The 26271-nt window shown below is 47.7% G+C and carries 18 protein-coding genes and 7 pseudogenes; 12 read left to right on the forward strand and 13 right to left on the reverse strand.

What is annotated here, in order from left to right:
- Positions 1 to 134: 134 nt before the first annotated feature.
- Entirely contained in the window at positions 135 to 1172 is a 1038-nt protein-coding gene (locus ATN88_RS05655) for a glycosyltransferase family 9 protein (RefSeq protein WP_067412653.1), read from the forward strand.
- Between the two features lie 4 nt (positions 1173 to 1176).
- Here the strand turns inward: ATN88_RS05655 and ATN88_RS05660 are convergent, their stop codons facing one another.
- On the reverse strand, positions 1177 to 1971 hold the full coding sequence (locus ATN88_RS05660; RefSeq protein ID WP_067412657.1) for a glycosyltransferase family 2 protein: 795 nt from the start codon (positions 1969 to 1971) through the stop codon (positions 1177 to 1179).
- An 82-nt stretch (positions 1972 to 2053) separates the two neighbouring features.
- Positions 2054 to 3022, reverse strand: coding sequence for a glycosyltransferase family 9 protein (locus ATN88_RS05665; protein ID WP_083539423.1), 969 nt, complete (start codon positions 3020 to 3022; stop codon positions 2054 to 2056).
- Positions 3023 to 3140: 118 nt separating this feature from the next.
- Between ATN88_RS05665 and ATN88_RS05670 the strand changes: the two genes are divergently transcribed.
- Positions 3141 to 3842: a 3-deoxy-D-manno-octulosonic acid kinase gene (locus tag ATN88_RS05670; protein ID WP_067412660.1), complete on the forward strand. Its 702-nt coding sequence runs from the start codon at positions 3141 to 3143 to the stop codon at positions 3840 to 3842.
- Positions 3843 to 3856: 14 nt separating this feature from the next.
- On the opposite strand, the pseudogene waaA reads toward ATN88_RS05670, so the two are convergent.
- From waaA to waaF, 5 genes and pseudogenes are all read right to left on the reverse strand, one after another.
- Positions 3857 to 5124, reverse strand: a pseudogene (gene waaA, locus ATN88_RS05675) (lipid IV(A) 3-deoxy-D-manno-octulosonic acid transferase).
- Between the two features lie 77 nt (positions 5125 to 5201).
- Positions 5202 to 6497 (reverse strand): 3-deoxy-D-manno-octulosonic acid transferase, encoded by a 1296-nt coding sequence (locus ATN88_RS05680; RefSeq protein WP_083539424.1) that lies wholly within the window; start codon positions 6495 to 6497, stop codon positions 5202 to 5204.
- Positions 6498 to 6512: 15 nt separating this feature from the next.
- A complete protein-coding gene (locus tag ATN88_RS05685; RefSeq protein ID WP_067412663.1) occupies positions 6513 to 6929 on the reverse strand; it encodes a GtrA family protein in 417 nt (138 codons plus the stop codon).
- The gene (locus ATN88_RS05690) at positions 6901 to 7854 is read right to left on the reverse strand and encodes a glycosyltransferase family 2 protein (RefSeq protein WP_067412667.1); all 954 of its coding nucleotides are present in this window, start codon (positions 7852 to 7854) and stop codon (positions 6901 to 6903) included. The genes ATN88_RS05685 and ATN88_RS05690 overlap by 29 nt, the downstream gene beginning before the upstream one ends.
- Positions 7855 to 8041: 187 nt before the next feature.
- Positions 8042 to 9069: pseudogene (gene waaF, locus ATN88_RS05695) on the reverse strand (lipopolysaccharide heptosyltransferase II).
- 276 nt (positions 9070 to 9345) lie between these two features.
- Between waaF and ATN88_RS05700 the strand changes: the two are divergent.
- The 3 genes and pseudogenes from ATN88_RS05700 to ATN88_RS05710 all read left to right on the forward strand — a co-directional run bounded on the left by ATN88_RS05700 (position 9346) and on the right by ATN88_RS05710 (position 12652).
- Positions 9346 to 10347, forward strand: a complete 1002-nt coding sequence (locus ATN88_RS05700) for a glycosyltransferase family 4 protein (protein WP_198158335.1) — start codon at positions 9346 to 9348, stop codon at positions 10345 to 10347.
- On the forward strand, positions 10340 to 11644 hold the full coding sequence (locus tag ATN88_RS05705; RefSeq protein WP_067412675.1) for an O-antigen ligase family protein: 1305 nt from the start codon (positions 10340 to 10342) through the stop codon (positions 11642 to 11644). Before ATN88_RS05700 ends, ATN88_RS05705 begins: the two co-directional genes overlap by 8 nt.
- Positions 11625 to 12652: pseudogene (locus ATN88_RS05710) on the forward strand (glycosyltransferase family 9 protein). The gene ATN88_RS05705 and the pseudogene ATN88_RS05710 overlap by 20 nt, the downstream one beginning before the upstream one ends.
- 35 nt (positions 12653 to 12687) lie before the next feature.
- On the opposite strand, the gene ATN88_RS05715 reads toward ATN88_RS05710, so the two are convergent.
- From ATN88_RS05715 to rfaD, 3 genes and pseudogenes are all read right to left on the reverse strand, one after another.
- Positions 12688 to 13590: a hypothetical protein gene (locus ATN88_RS05715; protein ID WP_157490661.1), complete on the reverse strand. Its 903-nt coding sequence runs from the start codon at positions 13588 to 13590 to the stop codon at positions 12688 to 12690.
- A gap of 216 nt (positions 13591 to 13806) precedes the next feature.
- Complete coding sequence (gene lpxM / locus ATN88_RS05720; protein ID WP_067412685.1) at positions 13807 to 14751, reverse strand: lauroyl-Kdo(2)-lipid IV(A) myristoyltransferase; 945 nt, start codon at positions 14749 to 14751, stop codon at positions 13807 to 13809.
- Positions 14752 to 14818: 67 nt separating this feature from the next.
- Positions 14819 to 15760, reverse strand: a pseudogene (gene rfaD / locus ATN88_RS05725) (ADP-glyceromanno-heptose 6-epimerase).
- A gap of 152 nt (positions 15761 to 15912) precedes the next feature.
- Here rfaD and ATN88_RS05730 point away from each other — a divergent pair.
- The 3 genes and pseudogenes from ATN88_RS05730 (at position 15913) to tdh (ending at position 19007) form a co-directional block, all read left to right on the forward strand.
- A pseudogene (locus tag ATN88_RS05730) lies at positions 15913 to 16559 on the forward strand (TetR/AcrR family transcriptional regulator).
- A 202-nt stretch (positions 16560 to 16761) separates the two neighbouring features.
- Positions 16762 to 17958, forward strand: coding sequence for a glycine C-acetyltransferase (locus ATN88_RS05735; protein ID WP_067412689.1), 1197 nt, complete (start codon positions 16762 to 16764; stop codon positions 17956 to 17958).
- 8 nt (positions 17959 to 17966) lie between these two features.
- The gene (gene tdh, locus ATN88_RS05740) at positions 17967 to 19007 is read left to right on the forward strand and encodes an L-threonine 3-dehydrogenase (protein WP_067412693.1); all 1041 of its coding nucleotides are present in this window, start codon (positions 17967 to 17969) and stop codon (positions 19005 to 19007) included.
- 72 nt (positions 19008 to 19079) lie between these two features.
- On the opposite strand, the pseudogene ATN88_RS05745 reads toward tdh, so the two are convergent.
- The 3 genes and pseudogenes from ATN88_RS05745 to gpmM all read right to left on the reverse strand — a co-directional run bounded on the left by ATN88_RS05745 (position 19080) and on the right by gpmM (position 22692).
- Positions 19080 to 19795, reverse strand: a pseudogene (locus ATN88_RS05745) (divergent polysaccharide deacetylase family protein).
- Positions 19796 to 19811: 16 nt separating this feature from the next.
- A complete protein-coding gene (locus ATN88_RS05750) occupies positions 19812 to 20951 on the reverse strand; it encodes a peptidoglycan DD-metalloendopeptidase family protein (RefSeq protein WP_157490664.1) in 1140 nt (379 codons plus the stop codon).
- Between the two features lie 202 nt (positions 20952 to 21153).
- On the reverse strand, positions 21154 to 22692 hold the full coding sequence (gene gpmM, locus ATN88_RS05755) for a 2,3-bisphosphoglycerate-independent phosphoglycerate mutase (RefSeq protein WP_067412702.1): 1539 nt from the start codon (positions 22690 to 22692) through the stop codon (positions 21154 to 21156).
- A 432-nt stretch (positions 22693 to 23124) separates the two neighbouring features.
- Here gpmM and ATN88_RS05760 point away from each other — a divergent pair, with 432 nt between their 5' ends.
- From ATN88_RS05760 to cysE, 4 genes and pseudogenes are all read left to right on the forward strand, one after another.
- Entirely contained in the window at positions 23125 to 23565 is a 441-nt protein-coding gene (locus tag ATN88_RS05760) for a rhodanese-like domain-containing protein (RefSeq protein ID WP_067412707.1), read from the forward strand.
- 97 nt (positions 23566 to 23662) lie between these two features.
- Positions 23663 to 24133, forward strand: coding sequence for a protein-export chaperone SecB (secB, locus tag ATN88_RS05765; RefSeq protein WP_067412712.1), 471 nt, complete (start codon positions 23663 to 23665; stop codon positions 24131 to 24133).
- Between the two features lie 24 nt (positions 24134 to 24157).
- A complete protein-coding gene (gene gpsA / locus ATN88_RS05770; RefSeq protein ID WP_067412716.1) occupies positions 24158 to 25174 on the forward strand; it encodes an NAD(P)H-dependent glycerol-3-phosphate dehydrogenase in 1017 nt (338 codons plus the stop codon).
- Positions 25175 to 25415: 241 nt separating this feature from the next.
- Positions 25416 to 26260, forward strand: a pseudogene (gene cysE / locus ATN88_RS05775) (serine O-acetyltransferase).
- Positions 26261 to 26271 lie beyond the last annotated feature (11 nt).

Below are 26271 nucleotides of genomic sequence, written 5' to 3' on the forward strand. Positions count from 1 at the left end.
CGCTTCTTGCCACAAGGTAGAATGAAAAAAGCTATCCAATTAGCATTTATTCACTCTTCACCTTAGTCAGAGACTTAGCGTCTGTTCCATCATCCGGTATGATCGGCGTTAAGAACCGTAAACGGGTACACAGAATGAAAAAAATCCTTGTCATCAGAAACGATAAAATTGGCGACTTTATGTTGGCATGGCCTGCGTTCGCCATGTTGAAGCGTTCGTTGCCGGATGCAGAAATTACCGCGCTGGTTCCGTCATACACAAAAGCGTTGGCGGAGCTTTGCCCGTCCATTGACAAGGTGTTGGTAGACTGTGGAAAAGGTGCCGATAAGCTGAGTAAAAAAGCCTTGATCCAGACGATCAAAGCCGAACAGTTTGATGCCTCGATCTGCCTGTTCTCTGACAGCTATAACGCAAAACTCGTGTGGCAGTCTAAGATCCCGTTTCGTTTGGCACCGGCCACAAAAATCTCTCAGTTCCTGTATAACCACCGTGTGACCCAGCGTCGTTCTCAATCGGCAAAGCCTGAATTTGAATACAACTTGGATTTGGTCCGTGCCTTCTTGAAAAAGCTGAATGTCTCTGCCTCAGAGCCTGCTGCACCTTACTTGACCTTTACCAGTGATGAATTGGTCAGTCAAAAGGCCAAACTTGCTGAAGGGCTCGCTATTCGTAATGACGTGCCATGGCTTTATGTGCACGCGGGAAGCGGTGGCTCCGCCAATAATCTCTCGCTGTCGCAGTATGCCGAGTTGGTGGCGGGGATTGTTGGTGAGAAAACCATGGAAGTGGTGTTAACGGCGGGGCCGGGCGAAGAAGAAAAGGCCAGAGAGCTTCAAGCTCTTCTTAATGAAAAGCAGGTGTCATCAGTGGTGTACGACAAAAATGATGGCTTGCAGGATTTCACTCGCTCGATTGCGTGTGCCGATGCCTTTATCGCGGGTTCTACAGGACCACTTCATATCGCGGCGACGGTCGATGTACCGACCATTGGTTTCTTTCCTGCGAAACGCAGTGCGACGCCGCTTCGTTGGCAACCTATCAACAGTAAGGGGAAACACCTTGCCTTTGCACCACCAAAGGACAAAGACAAGGAAGTGGCGGCAGATATGTCGAAGATTGATATCGACACCATTTTGCCTGACGCTAACGCGTTTTTGGCTCGCGTGATTTAACCGATCAGTCTTTACTCGCGCGACTGTCGTTAGCGCGAATCCAAAGGTCAGCGTATTTCACGAACGTGGAGTGCGCTGATAACACGGCAATCAAGAAGCCTTGTTTGCCATCGAGAAAACCACGCTTTAACACGTACATTTTCAAGAAGCAGCCCAATGCATGTGTAATGCCTTGGCCGATGCTGCTCTTCTTGCCTCTTGCCTGACGGCCATCCGCCCATGACTTGGCGTAAAACGCAGACTTCACCAGATACTGGTGCAGGTCGCGGTAAGAGTAATGCAGCATGTCACCGTTGAGCGTTTGTTTCTTCACGCCGTCTGGCTCAATGATTTTTTCATGTACTAACGCGTCGTTATAGCCGGTGAGTTCGCGCGGGTAGAAGCGCACGATTTTGTCATACCACCCAGAGTGTTTGAGGAAACGGCCAAATACCCAGGTGGTGCGGCGCAAAATGAAGAGGGTATCTTTGGGTGGATTTGCCAGCACTTCTAACATACTTGCTTTCAGCTCGTCGGTGATGACTTCATCGGCATCAATTGCAAGCACCCAATCTTTGGTGGCAAGGCTTTGCGCGAGTTGCTTTTGCTTACCAAACCCCGGCCACTCGGCGTTGACATGCACTTTGGCACCCGCGGCTTCAGCAATGGCAACTGTGTTATCTGTGCTGCCTGAGTCCACGACCACGATTTCATCTACCCAATCGAGTGAAGCCAGACATTCCGGCAAAATCTGCTCTTCGTTCTTGGTGATGATGATGGCACTGATGGTCGCGCGTTCTTGATGTGATTGCTGGCTCATTTGAGTTCCTCTTTAGCGACGACTTCATCAAAGCGGGCGATCACATCGTCAATGTTAATGCGTTGCATGGCGTTTTCGTCTTTTACGCGGGTGCGCCAAGACACTTCGCTAACGTTTTTTCCTGTCTCCGCTTCAATGGCTTCAGCGTAAGCACTGACCACATAGTGTCGCCAATTATAAGGCCAGTTCGCGCAGGGTTATGGTGCGCGTATAGGCCAATCACTGGGGTGTTCACCGCATTGGCTAAGTGGGCTGGACCGCTATCAGGTGCAAGCACCAAGGACGCTTCTTTTTCCAATGCCAGCAATTGCAGCAGAGTGGTTTTGCCAATCAGGTTTTTCACCGGACGCGAGATTTGGTTCTCGATAGCTTGGCCCAAATCGATTTCGATTTGCCCAGGACCTCCCGCCAAAATGACGTTAAACCCTTGATGAATGGCATGCTCAATCACCGCTGCATAGCCTTCGGCCGTCCAGTTCTTGAATGCCTTACTGGCTGCTGGAGCCACAATTAAAGTGGGTTTGTCGCCCAATTGCGCTTTGGCCCACTGACTGTCTTCTTCGCGGATTGGCATTGTCCATGTCGGTGTTTGGGGTTGTAGGCCCAGCGTTTCAGTAAACGCCATAAAGCCATCAAGGACATGCAATGACTGCGGAGAGGGGACTTTTACGTTAGTGAAGTACTGTTGCAAGTCACTGACACGGACTTTATCGAAGCCCAGCTTGTGTTTGGCTTTAATACCGAGAGACAGCAGGCTGGCACGAATCGCGGTTTGCATATGCAGTAGGGCATCAAAGCGTTTTCCATCCAATGCTTTCCACACTGCTTGCATGCCTTTGACCCCTGCTTTCTTATCGAATGGGATCACGGTGACATCGGGCAGAAGCGGAGTGAGCAAGGCGGCTTCGGCTTTACCTGCAATCCAGGTAATGTCTGTGTCAGGCCATTGCGCCTTGATTGCCTGCGCGGCAGCGATCGCATTGCATACATCGCCAATCGCACTGAGGCGAAGGATGCAAACGGATTGTGGTGGAGAGGAAAATAGGGCCATGATGCTGCTTTTGTGGTTATCTTGGCTGAAATTATGCAGTTGCCGATCCGCAATGTAAAATGCAACGACTACTCAGAACAAAAACACTGAGACGATTTGAATCTGAAAAGGAGCACGCGTGGAGCTTTTGGCCGATAACAATGTCCGAGTTTGGTTTGATGAAACCTTGTTGAAAGAGGACGTGTCACGCTGTTTTGACGTGGATTTTTGGCAGCAAAAAGACGCGATATTGGGCTCAGCAACCGGGCGTGGTACCACATGGTTTGTGCAAACGGATACAGTACCGGCGGCACTGCGTCATTATCGTCGAGGGGGGCTTTTCGGTAAGCTGGTGGCAGACAGCTACTTCTTTTCGGGCTGGGAAAACACCCGCTCTGCGCAAGAGTTCAATTTGCTGCAGTACATCAAAGCGCAAGGCATTGCAGTGCCTCGGCCTTTGGCTGCGCGTGCGATCCGAGATGGCATGACGTATCGAGCAGACTTGCTGGTGGAAAAAGTCGATGGCGCAAAGGATTTGGTTGATATCTTGATGCAAACGTCACTGCCAGCAGATAAATACCGAGAGATAGGCGAACTGGTGAGAAAACTTCACGATGCCGGCGTGTGCCATACCGACCTTAACATCCACAATATCTTGTTGGATGACAAAGGCGTGTTCTGGTTGATCGATTTTGATAAATGCGGTCGCCGCAATGGCGAGAGCTGGAAAGCAGCAAACTTAAGTCGCTTGCTGCGTTCGTTCAGAAAAGAGTTGGGTAAGCGTGCCATCAACTGGCAAGAGTCTGATTGGGCTGAGCTTCTTAAAGGCTACGAAGGGTAACTGCCCGTTTGGCGTTAGCCATCTGTCCAAGGTGCGATGGTCGACAGCGTTTTTGCCACCGCACCACGATTTTGTTCAACCACCATCAATGCTGCTTGTCCCGCTTTCATCTTTTGCTCTGGATTGTTCATCAAGGCCACAATCGCGTCGCTGATAGCGTCTGGCGTCTCTTTTACCTCGCAGGCCCCAGAGCGAATGAGTTGCTCTGCAATCACCTGAAAGTTAAAAAAGCTTGGCCCTGTAATGAGCGGTAAGCCGAGCGATGCAGCTCGAGCAGGTTATGGCCGCCGACTTTGTCGCCAATTAAACTGCCCGCCATAAATGCCACGTCTGATGCGGCAAACAAGGTCATCATCTCACCCATGGTATCGCCCAAATACACCTGCGTATCAGATGAAACAGGGTCTTGCAGGCTGCGTCTGGAAACCGATAAGCCATTTTCTTTGACAAGCGCAGCGACATCAGTGAATCGCTCTGGGTGGCGAGGGACCAAGAGCATAAGTGCGTTAGGTTCTTGTTTTAAAATCATTTTTTGCGCTTGAAGCAAGATGTCATCTTCACCCGGGTGGGTACTTGCTGCAATCCAGGTTGGTCGAGCATTGATTTCCGCTTTCAAGGCTTTAACTGCCTCGCTTTGGGTATCGAACTCGGGTAAATCAAACTTCACGGAACCAGATACCGACACCTTACGTTCGTCCACGCCCAGTGCTTTAAAACGTCGTGCATCATCGTCGAATTGACAAAGGATATGGTCGATATTGCGTGAAAGCAGATTGAACAGCGGTTTTACGCGCTGGTAGCCGCGCTTTGAGTTTTCAGACAGGCGGGCATTCATCACGATGACAGGAATCCCCGCACGGTGGACACAATGTAAGGTGTTTGGCCAAAGCTCGGTTTCCATGATGAGCATGACTTTCGGCTGGATGCGCGTTAGAAAGCCTTTCACCGCGAAACCAAAATCAATCGGCATGTATCTGTGCTGAATACCGTCACCCAAGGTTGCGGCGATGGCGGCACCCGTTGCTGTGGTGGTGGTGACCACAATTGGCGTGTCTGGGTAGCTTGCTCTCAGCGCAGCAATCACTGGCTTAGCCGCAATGACTTCACCGACCGAGACGGCGTGCACCCAAATCGGTTGAATGTTTGATTTTAGAGGCGGCGTGCGGCCAAAGTGCTCGACCCAGCGTTTGCCAACTTTTGGCTTTCCATCTTTGGCTTTGTACAAGCCCAAAAGTAGAAAAGGTGCCGCAAGGGCAAGCAATATGGTGTAGATAAAGCGCACAACGCATCCTTTTAGAAAGATTTTGGGGCTAGTGTACAACAAAGGGCTCGATGAAGAGCCCTTTTCATACCAATGACCTAGCGCGATAGCCCTTCTTTTTGAAGATACACATCCACCTGCTCGGCATAATTCACTTTATGAGAATACTTTTCGCTGTCGCAGGCGGCGATAAGATTCACGACAAGGAAAAACGCGGTTAACCCCAACAAGAGCGTCTTAAATTTATCGGCATTGTCTTGCTGCCAACGCTCAACGGCAACGAGTATTGGGATAAGCGCAATCGGGAAGGTCATGATCAAGTGCCAATAAGAAAAAGTAATGGGTGAGAGCATGGCATTGATAACAATTGCCAACACAGTGGCTGTAGCATAAAGCAAAAGCCAATGCGTGGTCTCAGGTATGGCGACATTGCGTTTGATCAGCGGCTTCACGGTTTTCCATGCACGCCAGTTTATCTTGGCGGCGAGCACAACCGTTGATGCGCCAACCAGATACAGTATCGCTTGCCAAAGGTATTGAAACACCAGTTGTAGCCAGCCAATGGTCGTCAGCCAGTCAAACGTGGTGTCTGTGATAATACGGTTTGAAAAGAGTGTTGAGGCATAGCGTAGCCAATAGAGCACGGCTTTCAGTACGGGATAAACATGTACCAGTCCGTAACCGATGTAGCGATCGCTCTCGCGGCTTATAGCTTCATTGTTGGCATATTCCTGAAAGTAGGGGATGAGAGATGCCAAAATCACCAAGCCTGCGGCGACTACGCCCCACCAATTTGGCTGTGACATTTTTCGATAGAGCAAATAGCAAGAGATAACAGCAAGAACAGGCCACGAATAGTGGAACTGCATCGCGCCACCGATGGCTAAGACATGCAAGAAACTAAAGATAAAGTTTGGTTTATCACGCAGATTGAATGCCGACCAAAAATGCAGGGCGGCGAAAAAGCAAAGGTAGGCAGGGTTATAAAGCTGACTGTCGTATAAAAGCCAAGGGTTGAGCCAATACGCCACCATAAAAAACAGACGCACTTGCTGACTGAACACCTGCTTGATGACGTCATCCAGCATCAAGTAAGAAAGAACCCGTAATCCGATTAGCAGCAGCATGGGAGCCCAAGGGTTATTCCAAAGCAGCAGCGGCCCACCAACTATCCACGCGGACAAAGACCCAGGCACATTGCCCACCGCACTGGCTGCGTTGCCATAGGCAAGCCAAGTGTCTTGGAAGGCACCCAGGTAGCCTTTAAACAACATCTGCTCCTGATCGCCTGTGATGATTTGGTAGTTGGCATAAAGGATGGCAAGCAATATGCCGCTGCACAAACCCAATATTCTGAAGCGGTTAAAGTGTTTCTCTGATAGTGAAATGCTCATAACCGTGCGCTCGAGTTAATGCTTAGCAGGCTCTGAAAACGTCCAAAGCTTGTGGATGATGTAGGTCACTAGCGGAATGAGAAAGACCACAATAAGGACGCGAAGGTAAGGGTTAATGTTTTGGAAAAACTCGCTAATTATTTGTGATATTAACAGAGCAAGAAACTGCACAGAGAAGAAGCGAAGTGCGTTTTTGAGAGATAAATGTTGTCTGAATACAAATGTGGACTGAAGAAAGTAGGAAAGAAAGAATGCACAGGAAAAGCCCACCACATTGGCAAAGAGGGTGTTTGTCGCCCATAAATGAATCACAGCAAAAGCAACTGCAATGTGTGTCAATGACGCGAGGCCACCTGTTAGCGCAAAGCGAAAAATTCGTACTTGCAGAAGCCGTTCTGAAAATTTAGTCGCTCGTTTTCTTTGGTTTATCATCAGAATCACTTTCCACGATGTATACAGGACGGCCTTTTACTTCCATATATATTCGACCTATGTACTCCCCCATAACGCCTAATCCAATCAACTGGATACCACCAAAGAAGAGAATGGCACTCAAAATAGATGCATAGCCAGGAAGATCGACGCCCGACATCATGGTACGAATAATAATGACGCTGCCGTAAACAAAAGCAATCGTTGAAAGGAGAACTCCGAGGTAAAGCCAAACCCGAAGAGGTGCAGTACTGAAGCTAGTGATTCCCTCCAACGCGAAGTTCCATAGGCGCCAACCATTAAAACTGGTTTCACCCGCAGCGCGAGGTTGTCTCGTATACTCTACAACAGCAGTTTTAAAGCCGACCCAAGAGAAGATGCCTTTCATGAAACGTTGGTTTTCGGGTAACAACTGTATGGCTTTTACAACTCTTCGGCTGATGAGACGAAAATCCCCAACATTATCAGGAATCTCTGGACGCGCGATGCTGTTATGAAATTTGTAGAACAAAGATGCTGTCACCCGCTTTGAGAATGTGTCACTACTCCTATCTACGCGCTTTGCGACCACCACATCAAAACCATTTTTCCACTCTCGAACAAAATCAATGATCAGCTCTGGTGGGTCCTGAAGGTCAGCGTCAATGGGGATTACTGCATCACCTTTTGCTAAGTCCAATCCCGCAGTGAGAGCGGCCTCTTTACCAAAGTTTCGAGAGAGGTTAATGATGCGAACTTGCTTGTGGGCAGTTGAGAGCTTTATGAGTTCGTCCAAAGTGGCATCAGTACTACCGTCATTGATGAAAATCATCTCGTAGCTGAGAGAGAGTTTGTTAAGTATTGTTTCTACTTCGATAAAAAATTGCTCAACAACCCTTTGTTCATTGTGACAAGGGCAAATCAACGAGATATGCGGCTTATCCATAAGTCCTCGTCTGCAATAAAAGCTGAATGATTTTGTCATGTATACGCTAGCAACTATTACTTAAGGCTGCGATTTAGAACGCGAAAAAATGTTGTTGGCGTGATCGCTATCCAAAGCCAAGGGAGTTAGATGTAACAGTTTGCTGAGAATGGTTCTGTTCAGACGTCCGTGTCTTATATTTAGGCTCTTATTTGGTGCTAGTGAGTTTGCTGTATGCTGCTATCACTTGTGCTGGAAGTAGCTCATTTAGGCACTTTAAATGACCTAGTGGACATTCTCGCTTGAAGCAAGGCCTGCACTCTGCGTCAGTGTTTACGATTGCTACTTTCGTTGATAATGGTGGTGTGTAAAGAGGAGAGCTAGAACCATAGATAGCAACGATACTTGCACCAACCGCCGCTGCGACATGCATAAGACCAGAATCGTTAGAAAAAACCGTATCACATGAGGCCAGCATATCGACAGCATCGTTCAGAGATGTTTCACCCGCTAAATTAAAGCAATAATTTCGAAGTTTGGATGGTAAGGTGTCGATAATTTGTTGAGCCACCTCGCGGTCTTTAGGGCCACCAAATAGACATACCTGCTTTCCATCACTGATCATCTGCTCTGCTATGGCTGCGTAGTGTTTCTCTGGCCACCTCTTCGCTGGGCCAAACTCCGCACCTGGCAGATACCAATGATCGTTTTATTAATATCTATTGCGAACCGTTTGAGGCAATTGGCCTGGTTATCTGTATCGACGGACAGCGATGGCTTTGCAACTTGATCTAGGTGCACCTCTTCAATCATGTTTTCCTTGGAGCAAGCAAGCGCGGCATAACGTTCAACCATGTATTGGAATACTTTGCGGTTTGGGCGCAAGTCGTTCAGTAGGCCATATCGCATTTCGCCTTTCCACCCAGTTCGATGTGGAACGCCCGCGAACCAAGGAATGAGAGCTGACTTTGCCGAGTTAGGCAAAACGATTGAATGTGTGTAGTTTTCTTTTTTTAGCGAACGCCCCAACTTCCAACGGCCGGATAAGTTGAATTCACCATGGCCGATTGGCATTTCTATGGCACGATCCACCTCTGACATACGTTCAAGAATAGGCTTGCACCATGCTGGAGCCAGTACATCGATGGTTGAGTTTGGGTGTTTATCTTTGATGGTTTTGTACAAGCTTTGAGACATCACCATGTCGCCAACCCAGGAAGGCCAATGATTAGCCATCTTGAAGTGTTTAGAGAGGAGTGCATAGCAGCGATTTTACCTTGTACTTATGGATTTTGATGTCAAAGGACATTGTACTTATATTAAACGATGCTTCCTAGGCACAAAATGCTTACCACTGTTCTCCAAGCAATTGAGATGCGGTGTGGGGATGCTTATAATCGGTCGAAGAATTCAACAATGGTTGTACAGATAGGTTACAGCTTCACAGAAGGCATATTTATGAGCGCAACCTCGAAGATCGCTGTTTTGTGTTTATCTCATTTTCGAGGAGGCATGGAACTTGACGCACTCAAGCAAACCAAGTTGTTTCGAGATCATGGAGTAGACGCCATACTGATTTGTAGAGAGGGAACTTTTCTCGAGCAGGTGTCGATAGAGCAGGGTGTTCCTTTCCAAAGCATTAAGTTCAAATCTAAGCTAAGCATTTCGCTAATTAGAGGTTTAAGGACGGCGATTAAAAAATACGGTATTGGCACTCTTATTTTTTTTGGTGCGTCCGAAATTAAGTCAATTTTCTTTGCTGTCATGGGATTGAATTGTCGAGTCATTGTAAGGCATGGGACAACAAAATCTTCCTCTAAAAAAGATCCCATTCATCGCCTATTTTATAGCTGTGTTTCTGATTATGTCGGCATCAGTCAGCACCTTTCAAAAAACATATTAAAAATTCTCCCGTCAAGTGAGAATAATGTACATACTATATACAACTCACTAGCCGTTGATAGTACCGAATACAATAAAAATGCACCGTTAACGTTTCTTCATGTTGGTAGGGTTGAAGAGGGAAAAGGCGTTTTAGATGCTGTCCAAGCACTATGTAGAGCTAATATTCCTTCTGAGAGTAAAGTTATCACTTATGTTGGTGCTATTGATAAAGTTGAAATCAAGGAGGAAGTTGAGAATATAGCCAAAAAAGGTGATGTGACCGTAAAATTCGAAGGCTTTTGCGGTGATGTTACGCCTTTTTATAAGGAAAATAGCTTCTTTCTTTTTCCTAGCCATGGTGAGGGACTAGGTAACGTGATACTAGAAGCGATTTCAAAAGGATTAAGCTGCATCACTTATGATAATACCGTATTCCCTGAGTTCTCGCATCTTGGTTTTAATGGTGTTTATTCTGCTGCGGATAGAGATATAGATGCGTTAGCTAGGATGATAGAAAAGGCTTATGAAGAAAGACAGAAATTGAAGTTGGAAGACAATATGGTCCTGTTTAACGATATGTTTTCTACAGATTGTAATGTGAGAAATTGGTTGGATTTAATTAATGGCTAATGCTGTTGTTTCGCAAAATGTTGGCGTTTTTTTTGGAAAGAAATCTATTTATAACATGGTTCTTTTCTTTTTCTTTGTTTTTGTTGTTTCACTGGTAACATCAAAACCAGGAATGAATATATCTGCGGCTGTACTTGCTATAGCGTCACTGTCGATGTTTATACTTAATTATAGCAAGATTGCAAATTCCAAATATCTCAATGCTACATTTTGTATTTCATTCGGTGTTTATTTTCTCTTTGCAGTCGTTAGCTTTTTCCACCCTAGCATTGTTGATTTTGAAGAGTTTCTTTATAAAAGCTTGTATTTATTGGTTATCCCGATTGCTACACTCTTATTGATGGACGATGATACAAGGCGGAAAGCCACTCTTTTACTGGTTGTAGCAAGTCTGATTGCGTCAATTTACAGCATATACAATTTTGTGACAATAGCGGACTTTAATATCATGATTAGAACAAGTGGGTTCTTGTCATCTGATAGACATCTTAATTGTGTTATTTTGTCTTCGTGCATATGTCTCCATTACTTGCTCAGTAATAAACTTGAAACAAAGGTAAAAGTTTTAATCTTATTCACTCTTGTTTTGTTTTTAACCAGTCTTGTAGTTTCAAGTACTCGAGGAGGATGGCTGGCGGCAGCAGTGTCCTTATCTTTCCTAATTGTGAGATACCATCGACGATTGATTCCTTATATTGCAGTTGCATTGGTCGCATGCACTTTGCTGTTTAGTGCAATTGGTGGGAATATGTATAAAGAGCTAGCCAATCGTTTTACCTCTATAGGGAATGTGACTAGCGATGTCTCAAATACGTCTAGAATTAATATGTGGAAAGGTGGATTAAGTTACCTAACGCATCTCTCTGAGACACAACCAGAAACAGTTGTTTTTGGTGGTGGTATGGATAGTTCAGCAACTAACTATTTTAAGTATCTTGACTCTTTGACGGAAGAAGAGCGTGATTCTTATGGTAAGGATGGATTTAGGCTCGGTGGTACAGATTTCCATATGACGTTTATCGATATGAGCGTTAAATCTGGTGTGTTATTTACTGTCACGATACTTGGTTTATTCTCTATTGTTGCCTGCTATGCAATTTTTAGTTGTGAAAACAATGATGTGATTAAATACATGGGCGCATACTTGATTGGCGTGTTTGTATGGCTTCCGTTTTACAGCATTATGCAGAGTTACTCTGCATATATATTTACATTTGCAATCGCAATAGTTTTGGCTGAGTACGTGAAGGCAAAGAAAATTAAAAGTGAGAGAGATGATGAAATATCGTTGGTTTGAAAAGGGAGCTTACGCAAGTGCAGATGCTAGAAAATATCTAGCGTCTGAATTTGATCCTAACAAAGTCAAGAAAATTGCGGTTATTCGACACGCAGCTTTAGGCGATCTTGTCATCGTCCGTCCTTTCCTTATTGAGGCGAAAAAGTTTTTCCCTAATGCAGAAATTATTCTTGTTGGTGTGACGAATTACCAATATGGTTTGCCAAGTGATTTAGCTGACTCAACATACATCACCTTTGGGAAAGATGTGAAAAAAAATCATTCTTTTTCTGAGAAGATAAAGAATATAAAAGGATTAGGAGAACAGGACATCATTTTTGACCTGTCTTGTACTAATCGTTCTCATTGGCTAACAGCACTAAACAAGGCCAAATTAAAGTTTGGTTTTCCCTACAAACAAATGCTTAACGGCATTATTTATAATGTTTCAGTGCTCCGCTCAGACTTTCAGCATGAGCTCGATTGTATGATGGATATGCTTCGTTTCCTCGGACACGTGCCGAGTCGAGTTCCAGATTTTGGTTATACAGACAATCGAACTGTCAAGCCGCAAGCTGAGAAGAATTTTGTTTACTTCAATGGTGCATCGACGGAGTCCAAAATCCTGCCAAAAGAGCAGATGTATCAGCTAATGAAAGAGGCTGCAGAAGCATTTCCAAATATCAAACATTGCTATCTCGAAGGTGTGCATGATCGCGAGAAAGGCGACTTTTTGGCCTCATTGGTAGAAGAGAAAGATAACATCGAGATCATCGCAACTAAGCCACTGGAAGGGCTTACTGAATACATTGCTCGCTCGACAATGGTTATTGCGCCAGATACTGGAATTCGTAACTTGCTGTTTCTACACATACGCCAACAGTCGGTGTTTTTTACTCTACAGTACCATTCAGGTATACACCTAAGTATGAATCTGGACATAAAATTGTGATGAATGCTGACAGTTCAATTCCGACCAATAACCAGATCATTGATGCTATTAAAGAGAATTTAGAGTCTCTCGCTTGATGCGAAAAAACGCTGGCACGCCACGCCGGCGTTTTCTAATAGTTAAGAACTTTATCAATCCAGCTAGGTATGCAGCTTGGGTTCTTTGAATGCGTGTACTCTTTTTCAACGAATTCAAGTGGAGTGTTCAGACACTCTTTTGTAATAACATGCGTGTTTTCCGAAAACCAATCCGACTCCAATGCAGTAATATTATTGGTAATAAGTTTTCGCTTACTTTGGTAGGCGTTGCCCATTCTGGGAGAAAGGCCCGTTTGTCTTTCGTCAACAATGTCAAGTATACATTGTGCTTCGAATATTTTTTGCTGCAATTCATCTCCAATCAAACGCTTATTAGTGTGCACTATCTGTGTTTTATTGATGGAATATTGCTTTGGTTCCAGTTTTTCTGAAACCAGGTAGATGAGTCCAATGAGGTTTGGATTTGAGCCTGCAAACTCTTTGATTGTCTGATAGCGCTTATCTTGCTCATTTTCAATTCCAAATACACCGAAATAGTGCCTATTTGGTATCACTACCTCAGATTTCTCCGTTGGTATATCTTCCTGAATATAGGTGGGTAGATATTTGATGCCTGGGTAACCGCAATCGTCTTTGTCGAAACTAAAAAAGTTGTTACAGAATTTTAAGGCAGTTTTTCCTGACGGTGCTTTGTTGAGGGAGTCCCAGAATACACACGTAAACTTCTCTTTAAATGCAGATTTCAGTGTTAGGTAAGCCGGCTCAGTTAGCATTGCGGGTATGAGAACGATAATGTGGTCGAATTTGTTTTTGCACAAATCGTGGATGTAGTTCTCTCTGCCCCAATTGCGTTTTCTGCGAAAAAACAGTTCATCAACAAGCTTTGCTTTGGCTTGATGGAAAACTGTTGGGTACTTTTTTAACACGCACAAATCGCTAGCATCTACATAAGTAGTGTCCAAGTCCATTTTAGCCATTTGTTCCAGTAGAGGCGTTATTAAATTGGTTCTGTTGTCCGCTAACAGAAGAATTCGTTGCATTCGATACCTAGTTGATTTAGTAACAAAGTTACGTAAAAATTAGCATGAAGTGGGTGGTGGGGGTTTAGAGAGCTCAAATTAATGTGACATGTGACAATAAAGTGAGAGATGCACGATTCATCTGAAAGGTGCATCTACCGAGGCGCAAGTAGCTCAGTACCGTTGACTACCATCTGGCCTTGAGCGTAACAGGTTCATGATCCACATGTATTGCCCTGGGTCACTCTCTAAGAATTGCTCGATACGCTCATTCATCATGCGGGCATCTTCTTCTTCACTTGCCGTTGGGAACGGAGCAAGTGGTGGCTGCACGATGACTTCAAAATCACCAGTTTCGCGGTTGTATACCGGCATCAACGGAACGATTTTCGCCCGGCTGAGTTTAGACAGCTTACCCAGTCCATACAGTGTGGCCTTCTGCGCCGCAAAGAACGGCACGAAAACGCTGTAGTTTGGACCATGGTCTTCATCTGGCAAGTAATAGCCTAGGTAACCTTCACGCACAGATTTGATGAAAGGTTTCACACCGTCAGAGCGCTCGTGAATGCGGCCACCGTATTTTAGACGTTGCACGTTCATCAACCAGTCAACGACGCGGTTTTTCTGCTTTTTCACCATGGCCGCCACAGGCAAGCCACGAGAGGCGAGTTGAACGGCTGGGTAATCAATCGGCCAGCTGTGTGGCACCAGCAAAATCACTTTCTCACCGTTATTGACAAGATCTGTCAGGATTTCTTCGTTGCGAAACAGCGTTCGAGATTCCAAATACTTCTTGCTGCGCATCATGATGGTCGCAAAACCCAACATGACACATCCGGCGTTGATGTAGCTTTGCTCCAGAATCGCGTAACGTTCTTCTTCGGTTTTATCTGGGAAGCATTCCTGAATATTAATCACCGCACGTTTTTTGGCACGGTTGTTCAGTTTCACCAATTTTTTGGCAAGGAACGTAGCCAGTTTGTCACGCAGACGAAAAGGAACGAACGCCAAGATGGCTGCGAAGAAGATACCAAGCCAAGTGCCCCAGTAGCGCGGGTGCACAAAGGCCCACTCAAAGGTGGGTAGGTAAGAAGAGTTGGTGTTTGAATCTTGGCTCATAGAGTAGAAACTGTAAATCAATCAGACATAACAAGAAAAAACGGGCCGAGGCCCGTTTCTCTGCCAATTATTTGTTCAGAAGTGCCATGTATTCGGCAACGCCTTCTGCAACAGTTTTGAACTCTTCTGGGTAGCCTGCAGCGCGTACTTGGTGAGATCAGCTTGGGTGTATGCTTGGTAGCGACCTTTCAGGTGATCTGGGAATGGAATCTCTTCCACTTCGCCTTTACCGTGGTGTGCGATAACCGCTTGTGCTACTGCACGGAAAGGTTCCGCACGGCCTGTACCACAGTTGAAGATGCCGGATTGGTTGTTTTGCCAGAACCAGATGTTCATCTTGCACACATCGCCAACGTACACGAAGTCACGCTTGAAGGTATCGCTGCCTTCGAACAGTTTCGGGTTTTGGCCGTCTTTGATTTGGTTGTTCAGGTGGAAAGCCACTGACGCCATGCTGCCTTTGTGGCCTTCACGTGGGCCGTAAACGTTGAAGTAACGGAAACCAGTGATTTGAGACAGTGTCTCACCGTGTGCTTCTGCATCTGCCCATAGACGACGAACATAGTTGTCGAACAGTTGCTTAGAGTAACCGTAAACGTTCAGAGCGCCTTCGTATTGTGCTCTTCGATGAAGTCGTGGTCACGACCGCCGTAAGTGGCAGCAGACGAGGCGTACAGGAATGGAATTCGCGCTCAAGACAGTAGTGCAGCAGCTCTTTTGAGTACTCGTAGTTGTTGAGCATCATGTACTTGCCGTCCCACTCTGTGGTCGCAGAACATGCGCCTTCGTGGAAGACTGCTTCGATAGGACCGAAATCGTCACCCGCCATGATTTGCGCGATGAAGTCTTCTTTGTCCATGTAGTCTGCGATATCCAGGTCAACCAGATTAACGAACTTGGTACCGTCTTTCAGGTTATCAACAACCAGAATATCGTTAATACCTTGCTCGTTAAGTGCTTTAACCAGATTACTGCCGATCATGCCGGCGCCGCCAGTCACTATAATCATATTTTTACCTAATATCAGACATTGAGAAGACCCCGCCATCAAAGTCGCGGAGGCTATGGTAATATGGATACCTGACGGATTAACTCTCTAAAAAATGAGCAAATCCGACAAGTATTGTTTCCCCGTTTGGGCTTGAGGATAGCAGTTTAACCATGAAAACCCGTGATCGCATTATTCATTCTGCATTGGCGTTATTTAATGAGCAGGGTGAACCTAACGTCACTACCAATCATATTGCTGCTGATCTCGGTATCAGCCCGGGAAACTTGTATTATCACTTCCGTAATAAAGAAGAGATTATACACAGTATTTTCGATCAATACGCGCTCGATCTTTCCGTCGGTTTTCAGCCGGAAGTTGAGGCGGATTCAGACCAACAGCGTTTGCTGTCCTACTTAGATGCCACGTTCCAATTGATGTGGCGCTACCGCTTTTTCTACGCCAACCTGCCTGACATTTTAAGCCGCGATGCTGAACTGCAGGTGAAGTACCTCAATGCGCAGCAGGAATTAAAATCCAATATGTTCACCATGTTGAGCCAGTTCCGCGACACCGGTTGGGTAGAAATGCATGATGATGAGCTGGAATCGCTTTGCGGGACGCTAAAGCTGGTCGCGTCTAGCTGGATTTTCTACCAAAGCGCGCAAGCACCAGAGACCAAAATTACGCCTGCGGTGATTTACCAAGCGTACTGCAAATCCTGAATATGGTATCGCCAATGGCCACACCGAAAGGCCGTGGCGTTGTTGCTGAATTGATCGCACACTACCGCGCTCAGATGGCAAGTACGGTAGCGTGATCCACTGCAATAAGATGTGCTAATTAGGTAGACGCAACCTTCCTCAGAACTCTATCATCAGCCTCCAAACTAATATGTCATACTGTAAGAAGATTGTCCGCTAGACATATCAGCCTTACAAATGATTAACAAGCAGCACGAAATCAAAGTCCTAAGAGATCGTGCTGAAATCCTGTTCCTGTTTCCGTTTATGGAGTAAGCGATGACTGCCGCTTTTTACCAGCAAATTCGCCAGCAGCTTGAAGAAGTAAAAGCTGAAGGCCTGTACAAAGATGAACGCGTGATCACGTCTGCTCAGCAGGCAAATATCTCCGTAACATCCGGTGCTGAAGTACTGAACTTCTGTGCTAATAACTACTTGGGTCTGGCAAACCACCCAGCACTGATTGAAGCGGCGCAAAAAGGCATGGATGAACATGGCTTTGGTATGGCGTCTGTTCGCTTTATCTGTGGTACGCAAGATGCGCACAAAGCGCTGGAAGAAAAACTGTCAGCGTTTTTGGGTATGGAAGACACCATCCTGTACTCATCATGTTTTGATGCAAACGCAGGCCTGTTCGAAACCATTTTGGGTGCAGAAGATGCGATCATTTCTGATGCCCTGAACCACGCCTCGATTATCGATGGTGTTCGCCTGTGTAAGGCGATGCGTTTCCGCTACTCGAACAACAACATGGAAGAGCTGGAACAACAACTGATCGCAGCGAAAGAAGCGGGGGCACGTAACACGCTTATCGTGACCGACGGTGTGTTCTCAATGGACGGCGTGGTTGCGAACCTGCCAGCTATCTGTGATCTGGCGGATAAATACGGCGCATTGGTGATGGTGGATGACTCTCACGCAGTGGGCTTTATGGGCGCGAACGGTCGCGGTACCCACGAATACCATGACGTGATTGAGCGCATCGACATCATCACAGGTACCTTGGGTAAAGCCATGGGCGGCGCGTCAGGCGGCTACACCTCAGGTAAGAAAGAAGTGATCGACTGGCTACGTCAGCGTTCACGTCCATACCTGTTCTCTAACTCTCTGGCACCCGCGATCGTTGCAGCGTCAATCCGTGTTATCGACCTGCTGGCTGAAAGTGGCGACCTGCGCGACCATCTGTGGGACAACGCAAACCACTTCCGCGCACGCATGAGTGAAGCAGGCTTCACTCTGGCAGGTGCTGATCACGCGATCATCCCTGTGATGTTGGGTGATGCAAAAGTGGCAGGCGAGTTCGCTGAACGCATGATGAAAGAAGGCATCTACGTCGTAGGTTTCTCTTTCCCTGTTGTGCCTAAAGGCCAAGCACGCATCCGTACACAAATGTCAGCAGCACACAGCCGTGAGCAACTGGACAAAGCAATTGATGCCTTCATTAAAGTGGGCAAAGAAATGAGCCTTATTGGGTAAGTAAGACGATGACGAACAAAATGAAAGCACTGGCGAAACTAAAAGCTGAACCGGGCATTTGGATGACCGAAGTTGAGCAGCCGGAGCTAGGTCACAACGATCTGCTGATCAAAATCCGCAAAACCGCGATTTGTGGTACTGACGTTCACATCTACAACTGGGACGAATGGTCACAAAAAACCATTCCAGTACCAATGGTAGTGGGTCACGAGTACGTGGGTGAAGTCGTTGGCATTGGCCAGGAAGTACGTGGCTTTAACATTGGTGACCGCGTTTCTGGTGAAGGTCACATCACATGTGGTCACTGCCGTAACTGTCGCGCTGGCCGTACGCACCTTTGCCGCAATACCATCGGTGTAGGCGTAAACCGCGAAGGCGCGTTTGCAGAATATCTGGTAATTCCTGCATTCAACGCATTCAAGATCCCAGAAGATATCTCTGACGATCTTGCGTCAATCTTTGACCCGTTCGGTAATGCAGTGCACACCGCACTGTCTTTCGATCTGGTGGGTGAAGACGTGCTTATCACAGGTGCGGGCCCAATCGGCATCATGGCTGCGGCAGTGGCAAAGCACGTTGGTGCGCGTCATGTAGTGATCACCGATGTGAACGAGTACCGTTTGGAGCTTGCGCGCAAGATGGGCGTAACCCGTGCGGTGAACGTAGCCGAAGAGAAGCTGGAAGATGTCATGGCTGAGCTTGGCATGCGTGAAGGTTTCGACGTGGGTCTGGAAATGTCAGGCAACCCGTCTGCGTTCAACTCTATGCTGAAAACCATGAACCATGGCGGTCGCATTGCGCTGCTGGGTATTCCACCGTCAGACATGGGTATCGACTGGAACCAAGTGATCTTTAAAGGTCTGGTTATCAAAGGTATCTACGGTCGCGAGATGTTCGAAACCTGGTACAAGATGGCGAGCCTTATTCAATCAGGTCTGGATCTGAGCCCAATCATCACGCACCACTACAGTGTGGATGAGTTCCAAGAGGGCTTCGATGTGATGCGCTCTGGTCAGTCTGGTAAGGTTATCCTTGATTGGACTAAGTAATCTCTCGCTTTGCCGTTGAGATAGTTATTTGAAACCCGCTTCGGCGGGTTTTTTATTGCGTGGTATTTCCAATTATTGGCGCAGTGCGGCGGAAATGGGGACCAGTTCAACCTGTTCTTGGATTTTTGGCAGCACAGCTTTCAGGGTGTCTAACGTGACGGGGAGAGGGTGTGCAATCACCACGGCTGTGCCACGTTTCTTCGCTTGTTGAATCGCAAGCTCGAGTTGGCTGAGGATAAACGCTTCATTGGGGAAATGATCGAGAAACACATGACGACGATTGTTGGCAAGGCCGTGTTCTTTCGCCACGCGTTGCGCCACGGTACTTGGGTCGTGCGGCTATCGATAAAGCCTATCTCTCGTGATTCTAGCAGCTCCATCAGCCAATGCATGGGCTCTTGGTGTTGGGTGAGCAGGCTGCCCATGTGGTTGTTGACCGCGACAACTTGGGGCACGCGATACAGGGCTTCTTTCACCCTTGCCTGCATTTCTTCTTTACTCATGTTGAGGGTGAGTGAGTTAGGTTCTTGCGGGGTGCCATCCGGGCTTTGCATGGGAAGGTGAAGCAGTACTTCGCGCTGTTGGCTTAACGCCGACAAGGTGACGGCGGTATCAAACTCGGTAAAGGGAATCACGGAGACGCTGATTTCGCTGGGTAATGCCGCGATTTCCCTTGGCATCATGTCGTAACCAAGATCATCAATGATAAGCGCAAGCTTTGGCTTCGCCAGCGCAGGCTCAGCCAGAGAGAGAAACAGTAGGGCGGTTACAGCGACAATCCTTTGCATCTGAAACCCACTACGCTTACCGCGTTAACCAAGGTGTGGGGTTGGTGGCATTGCCTTTACGCCGTATTTCGAAATAAAGGCCTGACTCAGACTGTCCGCCACTGTTGCCGACTAGGGCAATAGGCTCGCCGGATTTCACCGTATCGCCGACATTTTTCAGCAGTGCTTGGTTATACCCATAGAAGCTCATGTCGCCTTGACCGTGGTCGACCACCACCATCAGACCGTAGCCGCGAAGCCAGTTGGACAGAACCACTGTACCGTCGTGTGCCGCTTTGACCTCTTTGCCTTCATTGGCGGAGATAACAATGCCGTTCCACTTAAGCTGGCCGGATTGAGTGCTACCAAAGCGATGGAGGATTTTCCCTTTCACTGGCCACGTCAGACGGCCTTTGTATTTGCCAAGGCCATCCATTTTCACGCGGGCATTTTCTGCGGCAATGCGCGCCTGCTCCGCGGCTTTTTCAAGCTCAACCTTGAGGCGTTTTTCATTGTCGCGAAGCTCGGCCAGATAGCCTTTGTCGCTGCGGATTTGACGCTGAATCGAAGAGGCTGTCTTTTTCTGATTGCGCTGCTCAGACTCCAGTTTGGCTTTGTCCGCACTCAGTTTGGATAGCAAATCCCGCTGCTTATCCACTTGGGTATTCAGTGCATGACGTTTGAGTTGTAGCTCGGTGTCTGTCGCGGAGAGTTCATTGATGGCATCAGTACGCGCTTTGGATAGCTTTTCTGCGTACACCGTCATACGGTCGATGTCTTGGGTATCTTTGCCGCTTAACATGGCGTTAAGCTGGCTATGCTGCCCTTGGCGGTACTGACTGTTTAGCAGCTCTTTTAGAAGCTCAACTTGACCGAAACGAAGCTGCTCCAGGCGTTTACTTTCTGCATTCAGTGCTGCGATGTCTTTCTCTGTGGTAGCGAGATCGGCTCTGGTTTCACGCATCTGACGGGCAATCTTGGCAATAGATTGCTCTTGAGATTTCAAGTCAGCTTGCAGCGCATTGAGCTTTTTGGTGTGAGAGGATAGCTGCTGCTCTTGGCGGGAGATTTCATTTTTCATGCCCGAAAGCTGCTCATCGCTTGCGGATACTGGCGCGCTAATTGACAGGCATACCAAAAGGGCAGCGCACAAGGCACTGAACTGACAACGATTCATAACGCGCAACACTTTCTCCCACATGGCGAGCAGTATATCAAGGAGGATAGTGTGCTGCACCCGCCGATGTAGAGCAAAGCAGGCAGAAAGTGGCAGGTGTGATCCCAATTTGATGGAAATTCACACCAAGGAAAGGGTATTGAGCGGATTGAAGGCAATAAAAAACGCGCCATAAGGCGCGTTTTTTCGTTCGCTTGCGAAATTACTTCGCCACGAACAGAGGCTTGCCTGTCATGTCTGCAGGTGCTTCAACACCCGTCAGAGCCAGCATAGTCGGTGCCAAGTCAGACAGTTTACCGCCCTCAACCAGGTCGATGTCTTTGCTGCCCACGTAAACCAGTGGTACTGGCAGGTTGGTGTGCGCAGTGTGGATACCGCCAGTTTCTGGGTCAACCATCATCTCTGCGTTACCGTGGTCTGCAGTGATCAGCAGTTGGCCGTCAACTTCTTTGATTGCTTCAACAACACGGCCAATGCAGTGGTCGATAGCTTCAACAGCCTTAACTGCAGCATCGTATACGCCAGTGTGGCCAACCATGTCACAGTTAGGGTAGTTACAGATGATTTGGTCGAACTTGCCGCTCTTGATCGCTTCAACCAGCTTGTCAGTCAGCTCTTCAGAGCTCATTTCTGGCTGCAGGTCGTAAGTCGCTACTTTTGGAGAAGCAACCAGTGCACGCTCTTCACCTTCAAATACAGATTCAACACCACCGTTGAAGAAGAAGGTTACGTGTGCGTATTTCTCGGTTTCAGAGATACGCAGCTGCGTTTTACCTTGCTTAGACAGCCACTCACCCAGGGTGTTAGTCAGGTTGTCTGAAGGGAAAGCACACGACGTATCGATGTCTGCCGCGTATTCAGTCAGCATCACGAAATCAGCCAGGGCAGCCACTTTCTTACGTGCGAAGCCGTCAAATTCTGGCAGGAAAGTACGTGCGATTTGACGCGCGCGGTCTGCACGGAAGTTCATGAAAATCAGCGTGTCGCCGTCATTGATAGACGCAACTGGTTGGCCTTCAGCGCGGATTTCAGTCGCTTTAACGAACTCATCGTTTTCGTCACGTGCGTAAGCGGCTTCCAATGCTTCAACAGCAGAGCCGTAAGTGAACTCACCTTTTGCTTCAGTCAGCAGGTCGTAAGCTTGTTCTACGCGGTCCCAGTTGTTGTCACGGTCCATTGCGTAGTAACGACCAACGATAGATGCTGTGCGGCCTTTACCCAGCTTCGCAAAAAGCTCATCGAAATGCGCCAGAGAGTTTTTCGCGCTGCGTGGTGGTGTATCACGACCATCCAGGAAGCAGTGCAGGTACACCTCTTCAGCACCACGTTGAACAGCCATTTCTACTGCTGCTGCAATGTGGTCTTCGTGGCTGTGAACACCGCCCGGAGACATCAGACCCATGATGTGAACCGCTTTGCCTGCTTTCGCTGCTTTGTCGATAGCGTTGGTCAGTACTGCGTTATCGAAAAACTCACCATCTTGGATAGCTTTGGTGATTTTAGTCAGGTCTTGATACACGATGCGGCCTGCACCGATGTTGGTGTGGCCAACTTCTGAGTTACCCATTTGACCATCTGGCAGACCAACATCCATACCTGATGCAGAGATCAGGGTGCTGGTGCCCGCCATCAAGCCATCAAGAACAGGCGTTTTCGCGTTTGCAACAGCGTTGTCGTTGTTGTCTTCGCGGTAACCCCATCCGTCCAGAATAACGAGTGCCAAAGGCTTCTTAGCAGACATACGGTGTCCTCTTATGTCGATATCTTAAAAATGATTAGCGTAACTTTACTACATTTTGCTGGTTAAGCAGTAGGCAAACTTTTTCGCTAAAGTTTCAACAAATCTTGCAAAGGCAAGCGGTTAGCGCAGTCATGGCCTGCATTCTCCGAGTGCCTGTTTCCCTTGGAAACGCACTTTACCGGAAGATGCGCTGTAAAAACCTGTAGTAAGTCAACAGCCTCTGAGATGTTGACAAGGGTGATGCGTCATCACCGCGGACAACACCTGTCTCTGATGTGGTTAAAATGGAGGCGAATGTGATCAATTTCAAGGTTTGCTGACGTTGCAACAGTGAGCGAGGGCATGTAAATCTCAGGCTATGCTGTATTTGATAGCGCGGAAGGTTATACTCGGGGTCGATTTTTTGTGCCGACATACTTGTAGAAGCGAACTATGCAGCAGTTTATTGAATTTGTTCAAAGTAACTTGATTTTGTCACTGGTTTGGGTGGGTCTGGTTGTAGCGCTGATTGTGTCAGTCATCAAACAGAAAACGGCCGCATACAAAATTGTGACTCCAAACGACGCAACCGTACTGGTTAACCGTGAGAACGGTGTCATTGTTGATATTCGTAGCCGTGACGACTACCGTGCAGGCCACATTGCTGGCGCACTTCACGTTTTGGCTAAAGACATCAAAGCAAACACCTTCGGTGAGATTGAAAAACACAAGTCTGACCCAATCATCGTGGTATGCAAGACAGGTCAAACCGCAGTTGAAAGCGCAAACGCGCTGGCGCAAGCGGGCTTTGAGAACGTGAACGTTCTGAAAGACGGCCTGATTTCTTGGAACGAAGCGAATTTGCCACTGATCCGCAGCAAAAAGAAAAAGTAATTGCCGACGGATTAGCAACAAGGGCAGCCTCGTGGGCTGCCTCACTTATTTTAAAATGCGTGAAAGCATTTGTTTTACATAACAAGGATTTAATACCATGGCTGAAGCAGCAACTAACCAACCAGCACAGCAAAACTTTGCTATCCAACGCATCTTCCTGAAAGACGTGTCTTTTGAAGCACCAAACTCTCCAGCAGTGTTTCAGCAAGAGTGGCAGCCAGATGTAAACCTGGACCTGGATACCCAAAGCCGTGAACTGGGCGAAGGCGTATACGAAGTTGTTCTGCGTCTGACTGTGACCGTGAAAAACGGTGAAGAGAATGCGTTCCTGTGTGAAGTACAACAGGGCGGTATCTTTGCAGTAGCAGGTATGGAAGCACCACAACTGGCACACTGCCTGGGTGCATTCTGCCCGAACATCCTGTTCCCATACGCACGTGAAACTATCTCTAGCCTGGTAGTAAAAGGTACGTTCCCACAACTGAACCTGGCGCCAGTTAACTTTGACGCGCTGTTCATGAACTACCTGCAAAGCCAGACTCAAGAGCAAGCAAACGCTGACGCGTAATAGAAGTACAAAAGGTCGACACTAATGACAGATAACGCCAAGGCCAATGTTGCCATGACCGTATTGGGCGCAGGCTCATACGGCACGTCTCTCGCAATCTCACTCGCTCGCAACGGTGCGAACGTGGTGCTGTGGGGACATGAGCCGGAACATATGGCACAACTCGAAATTGATCGCTCAAATGAAGCGTTTCTGCCGGGTGTCGCTTTTCCAGACTCATTGATTCTGAGTGCTGATCTTGAAGAAGCCATTCAAGTCAGTCGTGACATTCTTGTGGTCGTACCGAGCCATGTATTTGGTCTGGTGCTGTCACAGGTGAAGCCGTTCCTGCGTGATGATCAACGTATCTGCTGGGCGACGAAAGGCCTTGAGCCTGAAACGGGCCGTTTGCTGCAAGACGTGGCAAAAGAGCAGTTGGGGGAAGGTGTACCGCTGGCGGTGCTCTCTGGCCCTACGTTTGCGAAAGAGCTGGCGGCGGGTATGCCAACAGCGATTTCCGTCGCGTCTCCGGATGCGCAGTTCCTTACGGACCTGCAAGAGAAAATCCACTGCAGCCGTACGTTCCGCGTTTACGGCAACAGTGATTTTATTGGTATGCAGCTTGGCGGCGCAGTGAAGAACGTGATTGCGATTGGCGCAGGCATGTCTGACGGTATTGGCTTTGGTGCGAACGCACGTACTGCGCTTATTACCCGCGGTCTTGCAGAGCTAACGCGCTTGGGTGTTGCCCTTGGCGCAGAGCGTGAGACCTTTATGGGAATGGCAGGACTGGGCGATCTCGTACTGACGTGTACAGACAACCAATCTCGCAACCGTCGCTTTGGCTTGGCTCTCGGTCAAGGTAAAGGCGTAGACGAAGCGCAGGATGAAATTGGTCAGGTGGTCGAAGGCTACCGCAACACCAAAGAAGTTCGCGCGCTGGCGAAACGCACTGGCGTTGAAATGCCAATCGTTGAGCAGATTTACCAAGTGCTTTACGAAGGCAAAGATGCACGTTTGGCAGCCCAAGATTTGTTGGCACGTCAACGAACCTCTGAATAGTTTTCGTTAGAAATCGGGTCTAAAAAAACGCGGGAATGACTCCCGCGTTTTTTATTTTTGCGACACATGACGACTGAAATCGCCAAGCAGCTAAAGCAATATCGTCAGAATATTGGGTTGTTTAGCTATCTATGTCACACTTAGAAAGTTGCCTCATCAAAATGCAATAAAACCTCAAGGACAGAGAGGTTGCCGATGAGACAAGTAAGCAATGTCATAACGGAATGAAATAGGTACGAACATGTATAGGGTGTGCGGAGAAGGCAACGCCAAAAAGTGCCAACAAGAGAAAGTGTGGAAAGCGATAAAGCGTGAAGCGAAAGAGCACAGCGAGCGCGAGCCGATGCTGGCGAGCTTCTTCCATGCGACGATCATCAAGCACGATTCACTGGCGGGTGCACTGAGCTATATTCTTGCCAACAAGCTGGCGACGCCAAGTATGCCAGCCATGGCGGTGCGTGAAGTGATTGAAGAGGCGTATGCCGGAGACAGCGGGATTGTAAATGCCGGGGCGTGCGATATCTGTGCGACGGTGGAACGAGACCCTGCTGTTGAGCTTTATTCCACGCCGCTGTTGTACCTGAAAGGCTTCCATGCCCTGCAAGGGTTTCGCGTGGCGAATTGGCTCTGGCGACAAGGTCGCCGAGAACTTGCGGTGTACCTGCAAAACCAAATCTCCGTGGCGTGTCAGGTGGACGTTCACCCTGCTGCGCGCATTGGCTGTGGCATCATGTTTGACCATGCTACGGGTATCGTTGTGGGTGAAACGGCAGTGATTGAAGATGATGTTTCTATCCTTCAGGACGTGACGCTGGGCGGTACCGGTAAAGAGCAAGGCGACCGTCACCCGAAAATTCGCACCGGTGTCATGATTGGTGCTGGGGCAAAAATACTCGGCAATATCGAAGTGGGCGAGGGCGCGAAAGTCGCCGCGTGTTCTGTGGTGCTAATTAATGTCCCACCGCACATGACAGCAGCAGGTGTGCCAGCCAAAATTGTCGCGCGCCGAGCAGCGACAAACCTTCGCTCGACATGGATCAAAAGTTTAAATGTGGTCAGAGCTTTAGCGAAGGTGACGGCATCTAAACGGATGCGCG

The sequence above is a fragment of the Enterovibrio coralii genome (assembly GCF_001559595.1).
In the GTDB taxonomy this organism is placed as follows: domain Bacteria; phylum Pseudomonadota; class Gammaproteobacteria; order Enterobacterales; family Vibrionaceae; genus Enterovibrio; species Enterovibrio coralii.